Source organism: Nocardia sp. 852002-51101_SCH5132738, from assembly GCF_001665695.1.
Lineage (GTDB): Bacteria > Actinomycetota > Actinomycetes > Mycobacteriales > Mycobacteriaceae > Nocardia > Nocardia nova.
The window spans coordinates 26,334-47,522 of sequence record NZ_LZML01000035.1; the positions used below are offsets into that span (position 1 = coordinate 26,334).

The 21,189-nt window shown below is 69.2% G+C and carries 20 protein-coding genes; 15 read left to right on the forward strand and 5 right to left on the reverse strand.

Going from position 1 to position 21,189, the window contains the following annotated elements; translation table 11 throughout:
* Positions 1-21 precede the first annotated feature (21 nt).
* Positions 22-522: a DUF3830 family protein gene (locus tag A5789_RS05170; protein WP_064904179.1), complete on the reverse strand. Its 501-nt coding sequence runs from the start codon at positions 520-522 to the stop codon at positions 22-24.
* Between the two features lie 35 nt (positions 523-557).
* Positions 558-1,799 (reverse strand): aspartate aminotransferase family protein, encoded by a 1,242-nt coding sequence (locus A5789_RS05175; protein WP_064904181.1) that lies wholly within the window; start codon positions 1,797-1,799, stop codon positions 558-560.
* 150 nt (positions 1,800-1,949) lie between these two features.
* On the opposite strand from A5789_RS05175, the gene A5789_RS05180 reads away from it, so the two are divergent.
* Together A5789_RS05180 and A5789_RS05185 are read left to right on the forward strand one after the other, a co-directional pair.
* Complete coding sequence (locus A5789_RS05180) at positions 1,950-3,425, forward strand: NAD-dependent succinate-semialdehyde dehydrogenase (RefSeq protein ID WP_064904182.1); 1,476 nt, start codon at positions 1,950-1,952, stop codon at positions 3,423-3,425.
* Entirely contained in the window at positions 3,425-4,486 is a 1,062-nt protein-coding gene (locus A5789_RS05185) for a tartrate dehydrogenase (RefSeq protein ID WP_063019048.1), read from the forward strand. Before A5789_RS05180 ends, A5789_RS05185 begins: the two co-directional genes overlap by 1 nt.
* A gap of 54 nt (positions 4,487-4,540) precedes the next feature.
* Here A5789_RS05185 and A5789_RS05190 read toward each other — a convergent pair whose 3' ends face one another.
* Complete coding sequence (locus A5789_RS05190; protein WP_051755147.1) at positions 4,541-5,203, reverse strand: metal-dependent transcriptional regulator; 663 nt, start codon at positions 5,201-5,203, stop codon at positions 4,541-4,543.
* A 581-nt stretch (positions 5,204-5,784) separates the two neighbouring features.
* On the opposite strand from A5789_RS05190, the gene A5789_RS05195 reads away from it, so the two are divergent.
* The 4 genes from A5789_RS05195 (at position 5,785) to A5789_RS05210 (ending at position 11,400) form a co-directional block, all read left to right on the forward strand.
* A complete protein-coding gene (locus A5789_RS05195) occupies positions 5,785-6,768 on the forward strand; it encodes a bifunctional riboflavin kinase/FAD synthetase (protein ID WP_030513180.1) in 984 nt (327 codons plus the stop codon).
* Between the two features lie 177 nt (positions 6,769-6,945).
* Positions 6,946-7,215, forward strand: a complete 270-nt coding sequence (rpsO, locus tag A5789_RS05200) for a 30S ribosomal protein S15 (RefSeq protein ID WP_040720363.1) — start codon at positions 6,946-6,948, stop codon at positions 7,213-7,215.
* A gap of 404 nt (positions 7,216-7,619) precedes the next feature.
* Positions 7,620-9,905: a polyribonucleotide nucleotidyltransferase gene (locus A5789_RS05205; protein WP_063019231.1), complete on the forward strand. Its 2,286-nt coding sequence runs from the start codon at positions 7,620-7,622 to the stop codon at positions 9,903-9,905.
* A gap of 178 nt (positions 9,906-10,083) precedes the next feature.
* Positions 10,084-11,400, forward strand: coding sequence for a pitrilysin family protein (locus tag A5789_RS05210; RefSeq protein WP_104406637.1), 1,317 nt, complete (start codon positions 10,084-10,086; stop codon positions 11,398-11,400).
* Position 11,401: 1 nt separating this feature from the next.
* Here the strand turns inward: A5789_RS05210 and A5789_RS05215 are convergent, their stop codons facing one another.
* On the reverse strand, positions 11,402-11,746 hold the full coding sequence (locus A5789_RS05215; protein WP_063019229.1) for a helix-turn-helix transcriptional regulator: 345 nt from the start codon (positions 11,744-11,746) through the stop codon (positions 11,402-11,404).
* 96 nt (positions 11,747-11,842) lie between these two features.
* Here A5789_RS05215 and A5789_RS05220 point away from each other — a divergent pair, with 96 nt between their 5' ends.
* The 9 genes from A5789_RS05220 to A5789_RS05260 all read left to right on the forward strand — a co-directional run bounded on the left by A5789_RS05220 (position 11,843) and on the right by A5789_RS05260 (position 20,600).
* Positions 11,843-13,048, forward strand: coding sequence for an MFS transporter (locus tag A5789_RS05220; RefSeq protein WP_064904184.1), 1,206 nt, complete (start codon positions 11,843-11,845; stop codon positions 13,046-13,048).
* Positions 13,049-13,178: 130 nt separating this feature from the next.
* Positions 13,179-14,495 carry a pentapeptide repeat-containing protein gene (locus tag A5789_RS05225; RefSeq protein WP_156747624.1) on the forward strand — a complete coding sequence of 439 codons (1,317 nt, stop codon included), beginning with the start codon at positions 13,179-13,181 and terminating at the stop codon, positions 14,493-14,495.
* Between the two features lie 50 nt (positions 14,496-14,545).
* Positions 14,546-15,661, forward strand: coding sequence for an alcohol dehydrogenase catalytic domain-containing protein (locus A5789_RS05230; protein WP_063019226.1), 1,116 nt, complete (start codon positions 14,546-14,548; stop codon positions 15,659-15,661).
* Positions 15,662-15,808: 147 nt separating this feature from the next.
* Positions 15,809-16,564 carry a 4-hydroxy-tetrahydrodipicolinate reductase gene (gene dapB, locus A5789_RS05235; RefSeq protein WP_369817533.1) on the forward strand — a complete coding sequence of 252 codons (756 nt, stop codon included), beginning with the start codon at positions 15,809-15,811 and terminating at the stop codon, positions 16,562-16,564.
* Entirely contained in the window at positions 16,561-17,049 is a 489-nt protein-coding gene (locus A5789_RS05240; protein ID WP_064904188.1) for a hypothetical protein, read from the forward strand. The genes dapB and A5789_RS05240 overlap by 4 nt, the downstream gene beginning before the upstream one ends.
* A 30-nt stretch (positions 17,050-17,079) precedes the next feature.
* Positions 17,080-17,532, forward strand: a complete 453-nt coding sequence (locus tag A5789_RS05245) for a flavodoxin family protein (protein WP_030513190.1) — start codon at positions 17,080-17,082, stop codon at positions 17,530-17,532.
* A 125-nt stretch (positions 17,533-17,657) separates the two neighbouring features.
* The gene (locus A5789_RS05250; protein WP_030513191.1) at positions 17,658-18,314 is read left to right on the forward strand and encodes a response regulator transcription factor; all 657 of its coding nucleotides are present in this window, start codon (positions 17,658-17,660) and stop codon (positions 18,312-18,314) included.
* Positions 18,278-19,579, forward strand: a complete 1,302-nt coding sequence (locus A5789_RS05255; protein ID WP_146100927.1) for a sensor histidine kinase — start codon at positions 18,278-18,280, stop codon at positions 19,577-19,579. Before A5789_RS05250 ends, A5789_RS05255 begins: the two co-directional genes overlap by 37 nt.
* Entirely contained in the window at positions 19,563-20,600 is a 1,038-nt protein-coding gene (locus A5789_RS05260) for a hypothetical protein (RefSeq protein WP_064904189.1), read from the forward strand. The genes A5789_RS05255 and A5789_RS05260 overlap by 17 nt, the downstream gene beginning before the upstream one ends.
* 1 nt (position 20,601) lies before the next feature.
* Here the strand turns inward: A5789_RS05260 and A5789_RS05265 are convergent, their stop codons facing one another.
* On the reverse strand, positions 20,602-21,048 hold the full coding sequence (locus A5789_RS05265) for a hypothetical protein (RefSeq protein ID WP_063019217.1): 447 nt from the start codon (positions 21,046-21,048) through the stop codon (positions 20,602-20,604).
* Positions 21,049-21,189 lie beyond the last annotated feature (141 nt).

Here is a 21,189-nt window from a genome sequence, read left to right on the forward strand (position 1 = left end):
AGTCGCACCTGCGACGTGTCGTTACTCCGAAGACCGTGTGAAGGACAGTGTTTCGCCTTCCACGCCGCGCAGCCACAGCGCGTTGCACGCGGTGGCCAGCTCCGGCAGTCCTTCCTCGATGGTCGCGAACACATTGCCCGGGACCCAGCCCATATCGCCGTTGATCAGCAGGTTGTTGCGGTCGTAGAACATTGCCAGATCGGTGGCGCCCTGCGCGTCGTGCGCGGCCGAGCCCGGTTCGTAGCCGTAGGCGGGATTGCCGATCTCCCACGGTTCGAAGTCGAACAGGCAGACGTCACCGGGAATCGGTGTGACGGTGGGGTTTTCGCGATGCGGCGCGGCGGTGATGCGCGGCACGAGGGTGTACACCTCGTTGCGGGCGTATTTGGCGTGGAACGCGTCGCCCTCCTGCGGCAGTGCGTCCCACACCGCCGCGCAGGTGTGCGGGGCCAGCTCGTCCAGCAATCGCGCGCGAGCCCGCACGCCGGCCTTGGTGAGGGTGATGGTGAGGTACCGGGCCATCGAGATCTCCTGTTCCGCTCGGGGCGTGGGTATCGCTACAGCTCGTCCAGGACGCCGGTCCACAGCGCCAGCGCCTCGTCGACCTGTTCCGCGGTCACGATCAGGGGCGGGATCATTCGCACGACGTTGCTGTAGGCCCCGCAGGTCAGCAGGAGCAGGCCGCGCTCGGCGGCCAGCCGCTGGGCCGTCGCGGCCGTGGCGGTGTCGGGTTCGCCTGCCGCCGTGGTGAATTCGCTGCCCACGAGCAGGCCCAGGCCGCGCACATCGCCGATCGCCTTGGTGGCGCAGGCCCGGGTGCCGGCCAGCAATTGGTCCCCGCGGGCGGCGGCGTTGTCCACCAGCCCCTCGGATTCGATGACGTCGATGGTGGCGACCGCGGCCGCGCAGGCCACGGCATTGGCGCCGTAGGTGCCGCCTTGAGATCCCGGCCAGGCCTTGGCCATCAGCTCCTGTGGCGCGGCGATTCCCGACAGCGGAAAACCGCTGGCCAACCCCTTGGCTATGGTGATGACGTCGGGCTGTACGTCGAAATGCTGGTGCCCGAAGAACTTTCCGGTGCGGCCGAACCCGGTCTGGATCTCGTCGAAGATCAACAGGATGCCGTGCCGGTCGGCGCGCTCGCGCAGGCCCTGGAAGAACCGGGTGTTGCCCGGGATGTAGCCGCCCTCGCCGAGCACGGGTTCGACGATGAAGGCGGCCGTCTCGGCCGGGGCGGTGAGCGTGGTGAGGATGTAGTCGAGCTCGCGCAAGGCGAAATCGGTCGCCTCCTCCTCCGACCAGCCGTAGCGGTAGGCGGTGGGGAACGGCGCCACGTGCACACCACCCATGAGCGGGCTGAAACCGGCCGAGAAGCGGGTTCCGGAGGTGGTCATGGTCGCGGCGGCGACCGTGCGGCCGTGGAAGCCGCCGTGGAACACCACCACATTGGGGCGGCCGGTGGCCTGCCGGGCCAGCCGCAGCGCGGCCTCCACGGCCTCGCTGCCGGAGTTGGCGAAGAACACCGAATCCAGGTGGGCGGGAAGCACATCGGCGAGCCGTTCGGTCAGCCGCAGCAGCGGCCGGTGCATGACCGTCGTGTACTGGCCGTGGATGAGGCTGCCGACCTGTTCACGCGCGGCCTCGACCACCCGCGGATGACAGTGCCCGGTGCTGGTGACGCCGATCCCGGCGGTGAAGTCGAGGTACCGGCGACCGTCGGTGCCGTACAGGTAGCAGCCCTCGCCGTGATCGACGGTGACCGGCGTGGCCTGCCGGAGAACGGGGGAAAGTGCAGTCATGGTGATCCGCCTCCCGGGCGACGGGAAATCCGCGCCGGTGACGGCCGGATTCTTATTGTCGGATTGTTGACAATGTGTATAACATGGCCGCGACGGTGACGGCAACGACTGCGCCGAACCGACCTGCTGTTCCGAGAAGAGGAGCGAGCGATGACGTATACCGTTGCGGATCCGGATGCCGCGACGCGCGCGGCGATCGACAGCGTCCCGACCGGCCTGTTCATCGGCGGGCGCCGGCGCGAGGCCGCTACCCGGCTGGACGTGGAGGACCCGGCCACCGGGCAGATCCTGACCGCCGTCGCCGATGCCGGCCCCGAGGACGGCGTCGCCGCGCTGGCCGCGGCCGCGGCGGCCCAGGACGCGTGGGCCGAGGTGCCCGCGCGGACCCGGTCGGAGATCCTGATGCGCGCCCATCGGGCCATGCTCGACGACACCGACCGGCTCGCCCGCATCGCCACCGCCGAGATGGGCAAACCGCTGGCCGAGGCGCGCGGCGAGGTCGTGTACGCGGCGGAGTTCTTCCGCTGGTTCGCCGAGGAGGCGGTGCGGCTGGACGGCGGCTATATGCCCGCGCCGGCCGGTGGATCCCGCTTCGTGGTGGCGCGCCGGCCCGTGGGACCGAGCATCCTGATCACCCCGTGGAACTTCCCCATGGCGATGGCGACCCGCAAGATCGGCCCAGCCCTGGCCGCGGGCTGCACCTGTGTGGTCAAACCCGCCGAGCAGACCCCGCTGTGCACGCTGGCGATCGCCGAAATACTGTCCGCCGCAGGGGTTCCCGACGGCGTGGTCAATGTCGTGACCACCTCCGATCCGGCGGCGGTGACCGGTGCGATGATCGCGGATCCGCGCTCGCGCAAACTGTCGTTCACGGGATCGACCGCCGTCGGGAAGTTGCTGCTGGAACAGTGCGCGAGATCCGTGATGCGCACGTCGATGGAATTGGGCGGCAACGCCCCGCTGATCGTGTTCGACGACGCCGATCTCGATACCGCGGTGGAGGGCGCGCTCGCGGCGAAGATGCGCAATATCGGCCAGGCCTGCACCGCGGCCAACCGGATCTACCTGCAACGCGGCATCGCCGACGAATTCACCCGCCGCTTCACCGAACGCATGGCGGCCCTGCCGATGGGCCGCGGCGCCGATCCCGGCGTGGTGGTCGGACCGCTGATCGACGCCGCCGCAGTCGCGAAGGTGTCGGAACTGGTCGCCGATGCGCGCCGGCGCGGCGCCACTGTCCTGCTCGGCGGAACCGCCGCCGAAGGACCCGGATACTTCTATCCACCCACGGTGCTGACCGGTGTCCCGGACGACGCCGCGATGTTCGGCACCGAAATCTTCGGCCCTGTCGCGGGTTTGGCCGTCTTCGACACCGAGGACGAGGTGATCGAACGCGCCGACGACACGCCCTACGGTTTGGTGGCGTACGTGTTCACCGAGAATCTGCGGCGCGGATTGCGGGTGAGCGAGGCGCTCGACACCGGCATGGTGGGACTCAACCAGGGCGTGGTGTCCAATCCGGCGGCGCCGTTCGGCGGAGTGAAGGAATCGGGTCTCGGACGCGAGGGGGGCTTCACCGGCATCGACGAATTCCTGGAGACCAAATACATCGGTGTGGCACTGTGATGCCGGTGTATCGCATTGCCACCATTCCCGGCGACGGTATCGGCGTGGACGTCACGGCCGAGGCGGTCAAGGTTCTCGACGCGGTGCTGCCCGGCATCGCCTGGACCGAATTCGACTGGTCCTGTGAGCAATATCTGCGCACCGGCGCGATGATGCCCGAGGATGGTCCGCAGCAGCTGGCGGCTTTCGACGCGATTCTGCTCGGTGCCGTGGGATTTCCCGGTGTGGCCGACCATATTTCGCTGTGGGGTCTGCTGATCCCGCTGCGGCGCGCCTTCGGGCAGTATGTGAATCTGCGCCCGGTCCGGCTGCTGCCCGGCACCGAATCCGCGCTCCGCGGACGCGGCGCCGACGATCTCGACATCCTCATCGTGCGGGAGAATTCCGAGGGCGAATATTCCGCGATCGGGGGTATGCACAATCCCGGGCGGCCGGACGAATTCGTGGTTCAGGAATCGATATTCACCCGCACCGGATGTGAACGCATCATCCGATACGCGTTCGAGCAGGCGCGCCGGCGCGACCGCAGACTGTGTTCGGCCACCAAGTCCAACGGCCTCATTCATTCGATGCCGTACTGGGACAGCGTTTTCGAGCGGATCGCCGCCGAGTATCCGGACGTCGAGACGCGGCAGATGCATGTCGATGCGCTGGCCGCGGAGATCGTGCTGCATCCGGATCGGCTGGACGTGATCGTCGGCTCGAATCTGTTCGGCGACATCCTGTCCGACCTCGCCGCCGCGGTGACCGGAGGGCTCGGGCTCGCGCCCTCGGGGAATATCAACCCCGCGCGCGAGGCGCCCTCGATGTTCGAGGCGGTGCACGGCAGTGCGCCCGATATCGCGGGTATGGGCATCGCCGATCCGGTGGCGCAGATCCTCGCCGGTGCGATGATGCTCGACCACCTGGGCGAATCCGCGGCGGCCGCGGCCGTCGACCGCGCGGTCTGCGATGTGCTGGCCGCGGGGGAGGTGCTCACCCCCGATCTGGGCGGTACGGCGACCACCGCCGAACTCGGCACCGCGATCGCCGAACGCGCCGCGGCGCTGGTCACACAGTAGGGGCGGCGATACGCCGCGACTCCAGGTGCCGGGGCGAGGCGCTGCGGTGGCCGGTCAGGAGGTCAGCCAGATCGCTTCTGCCGCAGGGCTTCCCAGGTCGATGGTGTGCTCGCCGATCCGCACCGCGATGGTGCCGGCGAAATCGCGCCGCTCCACCACGGTGATCACGGTGTCGAGCGCGATGCCGACGGAATCGAAATACCGCAGCATGGCGGGATCGAAATCGGAGATGCGCGCCACCCGGCCGGATTGTCCGGCCTGGAAGTCGCTGAGCTGATGGGCGGGCGGTGTGGGGACCGCACCGTCGACGGAGGGGATCGGGTCGCCGTGCGGATCGCGATCGGGATGGCCGAGTTTGGCGTCGATACGTTCCACCAGGGTCTCCGACACCGCGTGCTCGAGCACCTCGGCCTCGTCGTGCACCTCGTCCCAGCCGTAGCCGAGCTCGCTGACCAGGAACGTTTCGATCAGCCGATGGCGGCGCACCATGGCGACTGCGGCCCGGCGGCCGTTGTCGGTCAGCGTGATGGCGCCGTAGCGGGCGTGTTCGACCAGCCCCTGATCGGCGAGTTTGCGCACCGCCTCCGACACCGTCGACGCCGACACACCGATCCGCTCGGCGAGCAGTTTGGTCGACACCTTCTCCTGCGACCACTCCTGCGCACTCCAGATGACCTTCAGATAATCCTGGGCGACCGACGACAGCGAGGGGGCCACATTCGCCGCGCGCCCGGCCGCGCCCGCATCGGGAGACGCTTGTGACGCAGCGGAATCTGCCAGCTCACGCCGGGTGGCGACATCACGTTTTCCGGGCACGTATCGAGCTTAGCGGGGGCAGCGTTGCGGCCGGAGGAGGCAGCCTGCGTAGCCACGGAGGCCGCCGCGGACCCCGCGATCGAGCACAGCGGGGGCAGCGTTGCGGCCGGAGGAGGCAGCCTGCGTAGCCACGGAGGCCGCCGCGGACCCCGCGATCGAGCACAGCGGGGGCAGCGTTGCGGCCGGAGGAGGCAGCCTGCGTAGCCACGGAGGCCGCCGCGGACCCCGCGATCGAGCACAGCGGGGGCAGCGTTGCGGCCGGAGGAGGCAGCCTGCGTAACCACGGAGGCCGCCGCGGACCCCGCGATCGAGCACAGCGGGGGCCGGGCCGGCGCGGACCTGCCATCAGGTACAGCGGGACCATTGCGGCCGCAGCCCGCAAGCCCGCACAACCTCGCGCTCGCCGCGGGCGGGTGACGGTCGGGTGAACAACCGCCCCGCCGAATCCCGGTTCGTGACCGCGCTTGCGTAGGCTTCGGTGTGTGCAGAGATGGCGAAGTCTCGAGGAAATGCCACCGGACTGGGGTCGGTGTGTGCTCACCATCGGCGTGTTCGACGGTGTGCACCGCGGTCACGCCCAATTGATCAGCCGTGCGGTGAAATCCGCTGCGGTGCGCGGTGTTCCCTCGGTTCTCATGACCTTCGACCCGCATCCGATGGAAGTGGTGCGTCCCGGATCGCATCCGGCGCAGCTCACCACGTTGACCCGGCGCGCGGAGCTGGTCGAGGAACTCGGCATCGATGTGTTCCTGGTGATGCCGTTCACCCAGGACTTCATGAAGCTCACTCCCGGCCGCTACGTGCACGACCTGCTGGTCGAGAAGCTGCATGTCGCCGAGGTCGTGGTCGGCGACAACTTCACCTTCGGCAAGAAGGCGGCGGGCACCGTCGAGACCATGCGCGAGCTGGGCGGCCGGTTCGGCTTCGAGGTCGACGGTGTGAAGCTGGTCGGCGAACACGCGGTCACGTTCTCCTCCACCTACATCCGGGCCTGTGTCGACGCCGGTGACATGGCCGCGGCCGCCGACGCGCTCGGCCGCCCGCACCGGGTGGAGGGTGTCGTCGTCCACGGCGACGGCCGCGGTCGCGAACTCGGTTTTCCGACCGCCAACGTGGCTCCGCCGATGCATGCGGCGATCCCGGCCGACGGCGTATACGCGGGCTGGTTCACCGTGCTGGCCGCCGGAGAGACGGTCGGCGTCACCCGGCCGGGCAAGCGGGCCATGGCCGCGATCTCGGTCGGCACCAACCCGACCTTCTCCGGCCGCACCCGCACGGTCGAGGCCTTCGTCCTCGACACCGAGGCGGATCTGTACGGCCAGCACGTCGCCGTGGACTTCGTGCAGCATCTGCGCGGTATGCGCCGCTTCGACTCGATCGACGATCTGGTCCGGGCCATGGGCGACGACGTCGAGCAGACGCGACAGGTGCTGGCCGCCGCCGAGGCGAGCGACGCCCAGCGCTGAGCGAATCCGCCGGCCGGACAGATTCCCGGTGTGGGGGCCGGCCGGATCGGGCCGATTCGGTCCGACGTGCGGTGATCCGGTAGGCTGGCTCGTCGGGTCTGCTGCGGTCCGCGGTGGCGCCCGCCCGGGGTTTCCCGGTTTCCTCGAGCGCGGACTGAGAAAACAAGGAGTGAATTCGTGGCTCTGACCACCGAGCAGAAGGCGGCCATCCTCAAGGAGTACGGCCTGCACGAGAAGGACACCGGTTCGCCGGAGGCCCAGATCGCGCTGCTGTCCAAGCGGATCTCCGACCTGACCGAGCACCTGAAGGTGCACAAGCACGATCACCACACCCGCCACGGCCTGCTGGGCCTGATCGGTCGCCGTCGGCGGCTGTCGAAGTACCTGCAGGACAAGGACATCGAGCGCTACCGTTCGCTGATCGAGCGGCTCGGACTGCGGCGTTGATCTGCTCGCGCCCGCACGGACGCGAGACAGACGCGCTGACAATCACAGGTAGTTAACGCGCAGCCGACGGGGAGGCATAGAATCTCCCCGTCGGCTAGTCGTATATCGGCACCGCACCAGCCGTATGCACCCGCACGCGTGGCGTCGGTCTTCGGTAGTGGCCTTTCGGCGAGAGTTGCCGGCGGGCTTCGATCGATGACCGCCTCCGCGTCGCCGGTTCCATGGGGGATCGGCCGGGTGTCGCGCCACAGCCAGGAGGGCTGTCGCGCGCCCGAGCCCGGGTACGGCTGCCTCGCGCAGACAAGCCGCTGCCTCCGGGCAGGGATGAAACTGCGCGGGGACACCCAGCCGGATCGCGCCTCGACGGCGTTCGATCCGGCGAGACGAGAGGTTGAGACAGAAATATGACCGAATCCCAGACGAGCTCCGCCATCGAGGTCGAACCCGGTGTGTTCGAATCGGTGGCCCTGATCGACAACGGGAGCTACGGCACCCGCACCGTCCGGTTCGAGACCGGGCGCCTGGCCAAGCAGGCCGCCGGCTCCGTCGTCGCCTACCTGGACGACGAGACCATGCTGCTGTCGGCCACCACGGCCGGTAAGCACCCCAAGGACCAGTTCGACTTCTTCCCGCTGACGGTCGACGTCGAGGAGCGGATGTACGCCGCGGGCCGCATCCCCGGCTCGTTCTTCCGCCGCGAGGGCCGCCCCTCCACCGACGCGATCCTGACTTGCCGCCTGATCGACCGTCCGCTGCGCCCGTCGTTCGTCGACGGCCTGCGCAACGAGATCCAGGTCGTAGTCACGGTGATGAGCCTGGATCCCAACGATCTCTACGACGTGGTCGCGATCAACGCGGCGTCGGCCTCGACTCAGATTGCGGGACTTCCGTTCTCGGGTCCGGTCGGTGGCGTGCGCGTGGCGCTCATCCAGGGCCAGTGGGTCGCGTTCCCGACCGTCGAGCAGCTGGAAGAGGCCGTGTTCGACATGGTCGTCGCCGGCCGCGTGGTCGAGTCCGGTGACGTCGCGATCATGATGGTCGAGGCCGAGGCGACCGACAAGGTCATCGCGCTGGTCGAAGACGGCGCCCAGGCGCCGACGGAAACCGTTGTGGCCGAAGGTCTCGAGGCCGCCAAGCCGTTCATCGCGCGGCTGTGCAAGGCGCAGGCCGACCTGGCGGCGCTGGCCTCCAAGCCCACCGAGGAGTTCCCGCTCTTCCCGCCGTACGAGGCCGACGTCTACACCGCCGTCGAGGGCACCGCGAAGAACCCGCTGGGTGAGGCGCTGTCGATCGCCGGCAAGCAGGAGCGCGAGGAGCGCATCGACGAGATCAAGCTCGAGGTGCTCTCGGCGCTGACCGAGGACTTCGAGGGCCGCGAGAAGGAGATCGGCGCGGCGTTCCGCTCGGTCACCAAGAAGCTTGTGCGCCAGCGCATCCTGTCCGACGGCTTCCGCATCGACGGTCGTGGCCTGGCCGACATCCGGGCGCTGTCCGCCGAGGTCGCCGTGGTCCCGCGGGCGCACGGTTCGGCGCTGTTCGAGCGCGGTGAGACCCAGATCCTGGGCGTCACCACCCTCGACATGGTGAAGATGGCCCAGCAGGTCGACTCGCTCGGCCCGGAGACCAGCAAGCGCTACATGCACCACTACAACTTCCCGCCGTTCTCCACCGGTGAGACGGGCCGCGTCGGCTCGCCCAAGCGGCGCGAGATCGGCCACGGCGCGCTCGCCGAGCGGGCGCTGGTGCCGGTGCTGCCGAGCCAGGAGGAGTTCCCCTACGCCATCCGCCAGGTGTCGGAAGCGCTGAGCTCCAACGGATCCACCTCGATGGGTTCGGTGTGTGCCTCCACGCTGTCGCTGCTGAACGCGGGTGTGCCGCTGAAGTCCCCGGTTGCCGGTATCGCCATGGGTCTGGTGTCCGACGAGGTCACCGGCGACAACGGTGAGTCGGAGACCCGCTACGTCGCGCTGACCGACATTCTCGGCGCCGAGGACGCCTTCGGCGACATGGACTTCAAGGTCGCCGGTACCCGCGACTTCGTCACCGCGCTGCAGCTCGACACCAAGCTCGACGGCATTCCGTCGAAGGTGCTGGCCGGTGCGCTCAACCAGGCTCGCGACGCGCGCCTGACCATCCTGGACGTGATGGCCGAGGCCATCGCCACCCCGGACGAGATGAGCCCCTATGCGCCGCGCGTCACCGCGATCAAGATCCCGGTCGACAAGATCGGCGAGGTGATCGGGCCCAAGGGCAAGGTCATCAACCAGATCACCGAGGACACCGGCGCCAACATCTCCATCGAGGACGACGGCACCGTGTTCGTCGGCGCGACCGACGGCCCGTCGGCGCAGGCCGCGATCGACGCGATCAACGCCATCGCCAACCCGCAGCTGCCGAAGGTCGGCGAGCGCTTTCTGGGCACGGTCGTCAAGACCACCGCCTTCGGCGCGTTCGTCTCGCTGCTGCCGGGCCGCGACGGTCTGGTGCACATCTCGAAGCTGGGCAACGGCAAGCGGGTCGGCAAGGTCGAGGACGTGGTGAACGTCGGCGACAAGATCCGCGTCGAGATCGCCGATATCGACAACCGCGGCAAGATCTCGCTGGTCCCGGTGTCGGAGGAGGAGAGCGCGGAGACCGCTGCTCCGGCCGCCGACGAGGCTCCGGCTGCAGCCGAGGCCGCGGCCGAGTAAATAGTTGGATGTGACGAAGAAGAAGTCCTCGGCGCGCGCCCCGAAGCCCTCGGTTTCGACGCGCGCGCCGGGCAGCACAGCTCGCGCGCCGAAGACGAAGCAAGCCTCGCGCGCGGGAACTCCGGCGAAAGCCGGCGCCGACGCCCCCTTGCTCGCTCTCGAGCAGGGGGGCTCTTCGCTGGTCCTCGCCGAGGACGGGTCGTTCTCCGACAGCGGGGTGCGGCGTACGGTACTGCCGGGCGGACTGCGGGTGGTCACCGAACATGTGCCCGGGGTGCGATCGGCGTCGATCGGTGTCTGGGTCGGCGTCGGCTCACGCGACGAGGGGCCCTCGGTGGCCGGCGCCGCGCACTTCCTGGAACACCTGCTGTTCAAGGCGACCCCGACTCGTACCGCGCTGGACATCGCCGAGGCCGTGGATGCGGTCGGCGGGGAACTCAACGCGTTCACCGCCAAGGAGCAGACCTGTTACTACGCCCATGTGCTGGACGACGATCTGCCGCTCGCGGTCGATGTCGTCTCCGACGTGGTGCTGAACGGGTTGTGCCGTCCGATCGATGTCGACGTGGAACGTCAGGTGGTGCTCGAGGAGATCTCGATGCGCGACGACGATCCCGAGGACCTGGTCGGCGACTCGTTCTTGACCGCGCTGTTCGGCGATCATCCGATCGGGCGGCCGGTGATCGGCACCGTCGACTCAGTCGAGCAGATGACCGCCGCGCAGCTGCGCGGGTTCCATCTGCGCCGCTACCGTCCGGACCGGATGGTGGTGGCGGTGGCCGGCAATATCGAGCACGAACACACCGTGGAGCTGGTACATCGCGCGTTCGGCGACCGGCTCGATCCGTTGCGGGAACCGGCGCCGCGCCGCGAAGGGCATTTCCGCAAGCGCACGGCACCGCAGCTGCACTGGACCTACCGCGACAGCGAACAGGCGCATCTGGTGTTCGGGGTGCGCGCGTTCGGCCGGCACGAAGGGCATAAGCGCTGGCCGCTGTCGGTGCTGAACACCGTGCTCGGCGGCGGGCTCAGTTCCCGTCTCTTCCAACGAATCCGGGAGGAACGCGGCCTGGCGTACTCGGTGTATTCCAGCGTCGACACCTTCGCCGACACCGGCGCCTTCTCGGTCTATCTGGGATGTCAGCCCGAAAATCTCGGCGAGGTCACGACATTGGCGCGCGAGGTCCTGGAAGATGTTGCCGCCAACGGGATCACCGACGCCGAATGTGCCCGGGCCAAGGGATCGCTGCGCGGTGGACTGGTGCTGGGCCTCGAGGATTCCGGCTCCCGGATGAACCGCATCGGCCGCAGTGAACTCAGCTACGGCAATCACCGCAGCGTCTCGGAGACGCTGGCGCGCATCGACGCCGTCACCACCGCGGAGGTGTCCGCGATCGCCCGCACCCTGCTGGCGCGGCCGTACGCGGCCTCGGTGGCGGGACCGTATCGGAGGATGCGCGACCTGCCCGGTGCGGTGAAACGCTTGGCGGAGTGAGTCAGTCGCGCGGTGCGGCGCCGGATTCGCCCGCGCGATTGGCCGCGCCCACCACCGCCGCGAGCAGTCCCGGCAGGGCGTGCTCGACTTCCTCGGTGCGCAGCCGCGCGTAGGTCTGGCCGTCGGCGACGATGCGTTCGGTGACCCCGGCCTCGCGCAGAATCTTCAGGTGGTGGGTCGCGGTGGATTTGTTGATGGTGTCGTAGAGCATGCCGCAGCGCACCGGGCCGCCGGCATTGCTGAGCCTGCGCACCATCTCGAGCCGGACCGGGTCGTGCAGGGCGCCGAGCACCTCCTGCACGGTGGCGACCGGATGAGCTTCCACGGTCTTGTTGCTATCGCTCATGATCTTTCTCACGGGAAATTCGGTTTGATGGGAATCAAACCATCGCTACGGTGGTTGAGTTCGATCGCAATCAAACTTACCTGATGGAGAGAATCGATGGCCGCAACTGTCACGGTTGCACCGGCTCCGCGGACCACACAGTCCTGGGCCTATGCACTGATTCTGGTCGCCAGCGGAGTCGCGCTCGGAGTATCCGGTGTTCCCGCCCCGCTCTACGGCCTGTACCAGAAGGAATGGCATTTCTCGCCGCTGACCACCACCATCGTTTTCGCCGTCTACGCCATCGCCGCGCTGGCCGCGGTTCTGGTGTCGGGCAAGATTTCCGATGTGGTCGGCCGCAAGCCGGTGCTGCTGGGCGCACTCGCCACGATGGTGATCGGACTGGTCGTCTTCCTGTTCGCCGACAATGTCGCGATGCTGCTGGTGGCGCGGGCGCTGCACGGCGTGGCCGTCGGTGCCACCGTCGTCGCCGGGGCGGCGGCGCTGCTGGATCTGCGTCCCCAGCACGGCGCGCGGTCGGGGCAGCTGACGGGTGTGGCCTTCAATGTCGGTATGGCCGTGGCCATTCTGGGGTCGGCACTGCTCGCCCAGTACGTTCCGCATCCGCTGCGCACGCCGTATGTGGTGATCACGGTGTTCTGCCTGCTGATCGGCGTGGGCGTGGTGGTGATGACCGAAACGCACACCGCGCGGATGTCGGGTCCCATCCGGATCGCGAAACCGGCGGTACCGCAGGAGATCCGGGCCGATTTCTGGTTCTCGGCGCTGGGCGTCATGGCGGCGTGGTCGGTACTGGGTGTGCTGCTGTCGCTGTATCCCTCGCTGGCCGCCGAGAAGACCGGCGTGCACAATCTGGTCTTCGGCGGTGCCGTGGTCGCCTCGACCGCGACGGCCGGGGCGCTGGCTCAGCTGTTCGCGACCGCGATTCCGGCGCGTCGCGCGGCCGTCGGCGGTGATACCGGGATGGCGATCGCGCTGCTGCTGACCATTCCGGCGCTGGCGACCCACAACTGGGTCGTGGTGCTGCTGGCCGGTGTTCTGCTCGGCGCGACCTTCGGCCTGGGCTTCGGCGGATCGCTGCGGCATCTGTCGAATGTGGTGCCGCAGCACAAGCGCGGCGAGACCATGTCCGCCTACTACCTGCTGGCCTATACGGCGATGGCCCTGCCGACCGTGCTGGCCGGTTGGGCGGCCACGCAGTGGGGGATGGGCACGATCTTCCCGTGGTTCGTGGTGGTGGTCGCCGCGGCCTGCCTGACCGCGGCCGCGATCGGGGTGCGCGGGAGTCGCACGGCGAACTGATCGGCGCGAAACAGTCTGCCGGACAAGACGATGCGGCGTCCGCCCGAAAGGCGGGCGCCGCGTCGCCGCTCGGCCGGGCCGAATCCTCCACCGGCTGTGGCGGATCCGGAATTGTCGTTACTATGCGCCCATGGCTCGGCGGGGGACATTTGCGCAGCGGCAGGCTCAGCGGATACAGCGTTCGGCATTGCTGGTATCGGTCGTCTCGGTGGTGCTCGGCGGTTTGGCGATCGCGGGTATCGCCTGGTGGGTGCTGTGGCTCGCGCTCGGCGCGAAGGCCGATACGCCGAACCAGCTGGATCTGACGAAGATCGCGTTGTCGGTCTCGGCCGGTGTGGGCGGTGCGGTGGCGCTGGTCGTGGCCTATCGCAAACAGCGCGACAACGAACGCGGCCGCTTCGCGCAGCTGTTCGGGGCCGCCGCGGCGCAACTGGGTAATGCCGATGTCGCGGTGCGCATGGCGGGCGTCTACGCGATGGCGGGGGTGGCCGACGAATTCGCCGCGCGCGGCATGCGCCAGCAGTGCATCGACGTCCTGTGCGGCTATCTGCGACTGCCCTACGACCCCGACGAAGGGGCTACCCACCTGAGCTCTCGCAAGATCACCGACGGAGCGGGCGGGCCGCAGGTGGAGCGCGCCTACCAGCTGCGGCAGAACGATCGCGAGGTGCGGCGCACCATCATCGCGGTGATCGTGACCCATCTGCGCCCGCAGGCCGAAACATCGTGGTCGCACTGCGATTTCAACTTCGACGACGCGGTGCTCGAGGATGTCGACTTCCGCTGGGCGGTCTTCGCCGGCGGGCATACGCATCTGCGCGGTACCCGCTTCATCGGTGAGCGGTCCGCCAACTTCGAGAACGTGGAATTCGTCGGCACGCACGTGACGTTCCACAGCGCGCACTTCGAGAGCGACGCGCTGTTCCGGGGCACGAAATTCACCCCGACCTCGGGCGACGTCTACACCGGGCGCGCCGGCACCAGCTTCGTGAATGCCGTCTTCCGCGGTAAGGCCGACTTCACCGAGGCCGAATTCGGCGGGCCCCGAACACGATTCACCGGCGCCCGGTTCACCGGCCCGACGACGTCGTTCACCCGGGCGCGCTTCACCGCCGACAGCACCTTCTTCGACGGCGTCGAGGTGGCGGGGGACAGTGCGCGTTTCGACGGCATCGTGGTCGGCAGCTCGCGAATCACCTGTGCCGACACACGTTTCGACTCCGGCGACACGGTGTTCGACAACGCTCGCATCGGCGTCGAACGGGATGTGCCCGATGTCGATCTCCGGGGAGTCACCTGTCGTGGCACGGTGTCGGCGGAGCACGCCCTCATCCCGGGGTGGCCGTGCGGCCCGGGCGCACCGGACCGGGCGCCGGTGGAGTCGGACGCGGAGGAGGCGGGTCTTCCCGCCGGCACCGCTTCGGTCGCCGGACCGCCGGAAGACTGAGTAGTCGGCGCCGATACTCGGCGCGGCGCTCGCCCGGTACCGTCGGTGCCATGAAGATTCGTGGTGCTGTGCTGGAGCGGATCGGCGACCCGACTCCCTATGCCGATTCGACCCCGATCGTGATCGAGGATCTGGAGTTGGCGGAGCCGGGACCGGGGGAGCTGCTGGTCCGGATCGAGGCGGCCGGACTGTGTCATTCGGACCTGTCGGTGGTGGACGGAAACCGGGTGCGGCCGGTGCCGATGCTGCTCGGCCACGAGGCGGCCGGACGGGTCGAGCAGGTGGGTCCCGGTGACAGCGATCTGCGGGTCGGCCAGCGGGTCGTGATGACCTTCCTGCCGCGCTGCGGACAGTGCGAGGGCTGCGCCACCGACGGCCGCACCCCGTGTGTGCCGGGCAGCGTCGCCAACAACGAGGGCGAGCTGCTGGGCGGCGGTCGCCGACTGCGCCGCGCGAACGGACCCGTCCACCACCATCTCGGCGTCTCCGGATTCGCCACCCACGCCGTGGTCGATCGGCGGTCGGTGGTGCCGGTCGACGACGATGTCCCGCCGGAGGTCGCCGCCGTACTCGGCTGCGCGGTCCTCACCGGCGGCGGGGCCTTGCTGAATTCGGCCCGCCCCGGCGCGGGGGACCGCATCATGGTCGTCGGTCTCGGTGGCGTGGGTATGGCCGCCGTGCTGGCGGCCGCCTCGCTGCGGGACAGCCTCGGCGCCGAGGTCATCGCCGTCGACACCGTGCCCGAAAAGCTCACGCTGGCAAAGGAATTGGGCGCCACGCAGGTTTACACGCCGGTGGAGGTGGCCGAGCGCGGCATCGCGGCGGAGGTCGTGGTGGAGGCCGCGGGGAATGTGCGGGCCTTCGAGACCGCGGTGACGGCCACCGCGCCCGGCGGCACCACGGTGACCGTCGGGCTACCCCATCCCGAAGCGCGCGCGAGTATTTCACCGCTCGGTCTGGTCGCGCAGGGACGTTCCATCGTAGGCAGCTACCTCGGCTCGGCGGTTCCGGCGCGCGACATCCCGGAGTACGTGCGGATGTGGCGGGAGGGCCGGCTGCCCGTCGAACGACTGGTCTCCTCGCGTATCCGGCTCGACGAGATCAACCACGCCATGGACGAGCTGGCCGCCGGGCACGCCTTGCGTCAGGTGATCGTCTTCGACTGAGGCGCCGGCCTCGCCTCTGCCGTCGGCTCTCGGTGGTCGCGCCGGGTGACGCACGCGACTTCCGGGTGACCGGTGTGGTGGCGCCCGGCACCCCTGCCGATAGGCTCTGACCGCAACGGGCATCGAACGGTATGTGAGGAGTTCACGGTGGCGACGAACCGGATCCGGGTGGGCGTACTCGGCGCGCAGGGCAAGGTCGGGCAGGCGATCTGCGCGGCGGTCGAGGCCGCCGACGACCTGGAGCTGGTCGCCGGGGTCGACAAGGACGACGCGCTCGAGGCCTTCACCGAGGCCGGCGCCCAGGTCGTGGTCGACTTCACCCACCCCGACGTGGTGATGCCGAATCTGAAGTGGTTGGTGGAACACGGTATTCACGCCGTGGTCGGCACCACCGGTTTCGACGAATCCCGCCTCGCGCAGGTGCGCTCCTGGCTGGCGGACAATCCCGAGGTCGGCGTGCTGATCGCCCCCAACTTCGCCATCGGCGCGGTGCTGTCGATGCGGTTCGCCGAACAGGCCGCCCGCTGGTTCGATTCGGTCGAGGTCGTCGAACTGCACCACCCGAACAAGGCCGACGCACCCTCCGGCACCGCCTATCGCACCGCCGGCATCATCGCCGAGGCCCGCAAGCAGGCCGGCGTGGGCCCGAGCCCCGATGCCACCACCACCGAACTCGACGGCGCGCGCGGAGCGAGCGTCGACGGGGTGCGGGTGCATTCGGTGCGGCTGGCCGGGCTGGTCGCGCACCAGGAGGTGCTGTTCGGCACCCAGGGCGAAACGCTCACGATCCGCCACGATTCGATCGACCGCACCTCCTTCGCACCGGGTGTACTGCTGGGTGTGCGCCGGATCGGCGCCCGCCCGGGCCTCACCGTCGGGCTCGATCCGCTGCTGGACCTGTGAACGAGCGCGACAGCGGGCGACAGGTGCTGCGCATCGTCGCCTTCATCGTCTTCCTGGTCGTCGCGCTGGCCTTCTACTTCCTGCTGCTGGGTCGCATCGCGATCGAACTGATGACCTCGGGCAAGCCCGCCGCCGTCGCGATGGGCGTGGGCGTGCTGATCCTGCCGATCCTCGGAGTGTGGGTGGTGGCCACCAGCATTCGCGCCGCCCTCGCCCACCAGCATCTGGCCCGGCGCATCCACGGCGAGGGCCTCGAACTCGACGTCTCCGACCTGCCCCGCCGCCCCTCCGGCCGGCTGGAGAAGGCCGCCGCCGACGAGCTGTTCGAACAGGTCAAGAAGGAGTGGGAGGCAGACCCCGACAACTGGCGCACCAACTATCGCGCCGCCCGGGCCTACGACTACGCCGGCGACCGCTCGCGCGCTCGCGAAACCATGCGCCGCGCCGTGGAACTCGAGCGCGTCGAACGCCGGACCGGGTCCTGACCCACCGCCGGCCCCACTAGGCTCGCCTGGGTGCCGACGTTGCTGATCATCCATCACACGCCTTCGCCGTTCCTGCAGGACATGTTCGAAGCGGTGGTCGCGGGCGCCACCGACCCCGAGATCGAGGGAGTCGAGGTGGTGCGGCGGGCGGCACTGGCCGTGACCGCGAGCGATGTCCTCGCCGCCGACGGCTATGTGCTGGGCACGCCGGCCAATCTGGGCTATATGTCGGGCGCGCTCAAACACGCCTTCGACACCTTCTACTACCCCTGCCTAGACAGCACCCGCGGCCGGCCGTTCGGGGTGTACATCCACGGCAATCAGGGCACCGAGGGCGCCGAGCGCAGCATCACGACCGTGACGACCGGGATGGGGTGGCAACAGGCCGCCGCACCCGTGATCGTCACCGGTCAGCCGGGCAAGGACGACCGGGAGAAGTGCTGGGAACTGGGCGCGACGATAGCGGCGCAATTGACCGCCTGAGCCGGTGACCCGATTTCTGGTGTCTCACACGGATATCACCGGCACCGGCATACTCGACGGCAGGACGTCGCGTTCCCGGCCGGGGCGCGGCGTGGTGTTCGGGTTTCGGGAAGGGTGAGGACCATATGACGCCACCGCGGCGGATCGGTCTGGTCGAGGACCACGAGTCGGTCGCGCTCGGCCTGGCCAGCATGCTGGCCGGCGAAAGCGATCTGGAACTGGTCATCACCGCCGGAACGGTGTCCGAATTGCTCTCGGCGGCACCGGAACTGGATCTGGTGATCCTCGATCTGCGGCTCGCCGACGGCTCCACCCCGCAGTCCAATGTGCAGGCCCTGCGCGATCGCGGGCTCGAGGTGCTGGTGTTCACCGGAGCCGATAATCCCTTCTTGGTGCGCTCGGCCGCGCGCGCCGGGGTGCTGGGCGTGGTGCGCAAATCCGAGGATGTGCAGACCGTGGTCGCCGCGGTGCGCGCCGCCGCGAGCGGCGAACAGGTGGTCACCACCGATTGGGCGGCCGCCATCGACGGCGATCCGCAGCTGCGCGACGTCGGATTGAGCCCGCGTCAGCAGGAGGTGCTGACCCTCTACGCGTCCGGCGAGAAGGCTTCCCGGGTGGCGCGGCTGACCGGGCTCTCGGAACAGACGGTCAACGACTACCTGGGCCGGATCCGCCAGAAATACGCCGACGCCGGCCGCCCCGCGCCCACCAAGACCGACCTCTACAAGCGCGCGGTGGAGGACGGATGGCTTCCGGTGCCCGAACGCAACAACCAGGCATGATCGCGGTCGACGCACCCGGAGTCTTCGCGCGCACCGCAGCCGCGGCCCGCATCCGGGTTCCCGGCCGCGCGCAGGTGCGCTCCGATACGCCTGCGGTGGAGCGCGTCATGCGCCGGCTGGGGCTCTCGATCGGCGCCGGTGGGGTGATCATGGGCCTCGCCGATCTTCCGGAGATCACCGAGCAGGCGCGGTTCACGCCCGCCTGGTGGACGCCGAGTGCCAGCGCGCTGGCGTTCGGACTGTTCCCGGTACTGGCCGTGCTGTCGATCCGGTCGAGCCCGCGCACCATCCGGCTGGTGTCGAGTTGCGCCGCGGTGGCCTTCCTGTCCGCGGTGGCGACCATGCTGATCGGGCTCGACACCCACAGCATCGGCGCGAATTCGGTGTGGCTGTATCGGATGCTGCCACTCGGTGTGCTCGCGGCGACGTTGGCGTGGCCGGCGCTCGTCGCGGTGGCGTATCTGCTGATCGGGTCGGCGGCCGTCGCGTTGACGAATATCTATCTGGCGGAACAGTTCACGGCAGCGTCCGTACTCAGCGCGTTCGCCCGCGCGGTCGGGTTGTCGGCGCTGTTCGTGTGGTGTGTGGTTTCGGCGTTGTCGGCCGCGGCCCGGGTGGACCGCGAATCGGTGGCGGCGAGTAGACAGGCTGCCGAAGCCGCCGCGGCCGCGGCCCGCGACAACGAGAGTGCCCGCTTCGCCGCCCTCATTCACGACGCCGTTCTCTCCACGCTGCTGGACGCCTCGCGCGGTAGCGAACCCTCGGATGTGTTGCGCCGGCAGGCCGAACGCACCCTGGACCAACTCGACGAGATCCGCGTCGAATCGCGCGAACCCGATGTGCTCGACGCTCGTGCGGCCGTGACTTTCCTGCGCGCCGCGGTGCACGAGGTGAATGCCGGCATTCGGTTCACCACCAGGACCTGGCCGGGCTTCGACGACCTGCGCATGCCCGCCGCCGCCGCGCGCACCCTCGCCGCCGCCCTGGCCGAAGCGGTCCGCAACAGCCTGCGCCACGCGGCGGTGCCCGGTCGCGCGGTGACGCGCACGGTGACCTGCACGATCAGCGCGGGCAGCATCCGGGTCGTCTTCACCGACGACGGCGCGGGATTCGACGCGAACGCGGTCTCCGCGGACCGCCTCGGCATCTCGGTGAGCATTCTCGGCCGCATGCGCCAGCTGGCCGGTGGCGCCGGATTCGTGGAATCGCAACCCGGGGAGGGCACCGCTGTGACCTTGGTGTGGGGCGGTGACGGTGCGCACTGAATCCGGTCGTGAACAAGCGTTCGGGTTGCGTGAGCTGCTCGGACTGCGCGGCCCCACCGCGTGGCTGTTCCTGGTCCTGCTGGAGGGGACCATCACCCTCTACATGGTCCGCAACCTCGACTCCACCACTGCGCTGCCGGCGGTGACCGCGCTGATCGTGATGGTGGTGGGCGGTGCACTGGTGCTGGTGGTCCCCGGCGATCCGCTGCCGTGGACCGTGACGATCTTCGTCGCCGCCGCCGGACCGGTCGCCACCGCCCTGACCTCGGTCGCTCCCGGCATACCGGAAACCCGCCAGATGGTGTGGACCACCTTCGCGACCTCGTATGTGCTGGCCGTGCTGGTCCTGCGCGGCCGGATGGGCACGGCGTGGCTCGGCGTGGCCGGAGTCGCGGTCGTCATCGGTGTCGACGGCGCGCGGGCCTGGCTGAACGCGAGCGCGATCGTCGCCGCGATCGTGCCCATCGGCACCGTCATCGCCATCTCGGTGTTCGCGCAGATCATGCGGCCCACCCAGCGTTCGCTGCGGGGGTTGCGCGAGGAAGCGAGCGCCCAGGCCGCCGCGGAGGCGACGATGGCGGCCGCCGACGGCGAACGCACGCGGCAGCTGGAGCGCCTGGACCGGGTGGCCCGCCCGATCCTGGAACGCATCGCCGACGGCGCGGTCCTCACCGTCGGTGAACGGGAACAGTGCCGGCTCCTGGAGGCGGAACTGCGCGACGGACTGCGCGCCCCGCAGTTGATGACCGAGGAACTCAGCGGCGCCGCGCGGGGTGCGCGCGCACGCGGGGTGGAGGTCGTCCTGCTCGACGACGGTGGTTTCGCCGATGCGCCGAAGTGGTTGCGCGAACGCGTCATCGACGTCGCCACACGGGAATTGGACGCGGCCAACGCCGGTTCGGTGACGGTGCGCATCCTGCCGCCAGGTCGGCGGGTGCTGTCGACGGTGCTCGCGCAGGCGCCCGACCACGACCGCCGCACCGAGATCGGCCCCACCGGCACCGTGACGGTGATGGACTGACTCAGCTGTCGCAGCGCCCGGGGCCGCCCTTGCGCATCTGATCGCGCAGGGCGCCCTGTACCGCGCCGGAGAGCCAGGAATTCAGCGATTGACCGCTCTGGGTCGCGGCCTCCTCGGCGCGGGCCTTCAGATTCTCGACCATGCGCAGGGTGACCCGGCTGATGTCGCCGGTCATCTCCTCGAAGGTCGGGTGCGACTCCTCGCTCGCGGTGCGGCGTACCTCGACCTGCGCGTCGGTACCCGACAGCGAGACGTGCACCGTGCGATCGTCGAGGGTCGCGTTGACCTCCTCGGCCAGGTCCGAGAGCGCGGCCAGCAGCGTCAGCCGCAGCGAATTCTCCGTGGCGGCGGCCAGGGCCGCGGCGGTCGCCTGGGTCTTCTCGTCGCCCAGGGCGGCCGCCGCGATGAGGTCGTCGCGCAGGCGGGCGGTGTACTTGTTCAGATCCATGACATCAGTATGACGTCATTTGTGACATCACGCCACCGCCAGGATATCGTCACGGTTGCTGTCATTGCTGGAATGTGACCGGAATGTCTGCCGATATCACGGGCGACGGTTCGGTGTCGTCTCCGCGACCGGGTAGCCTTT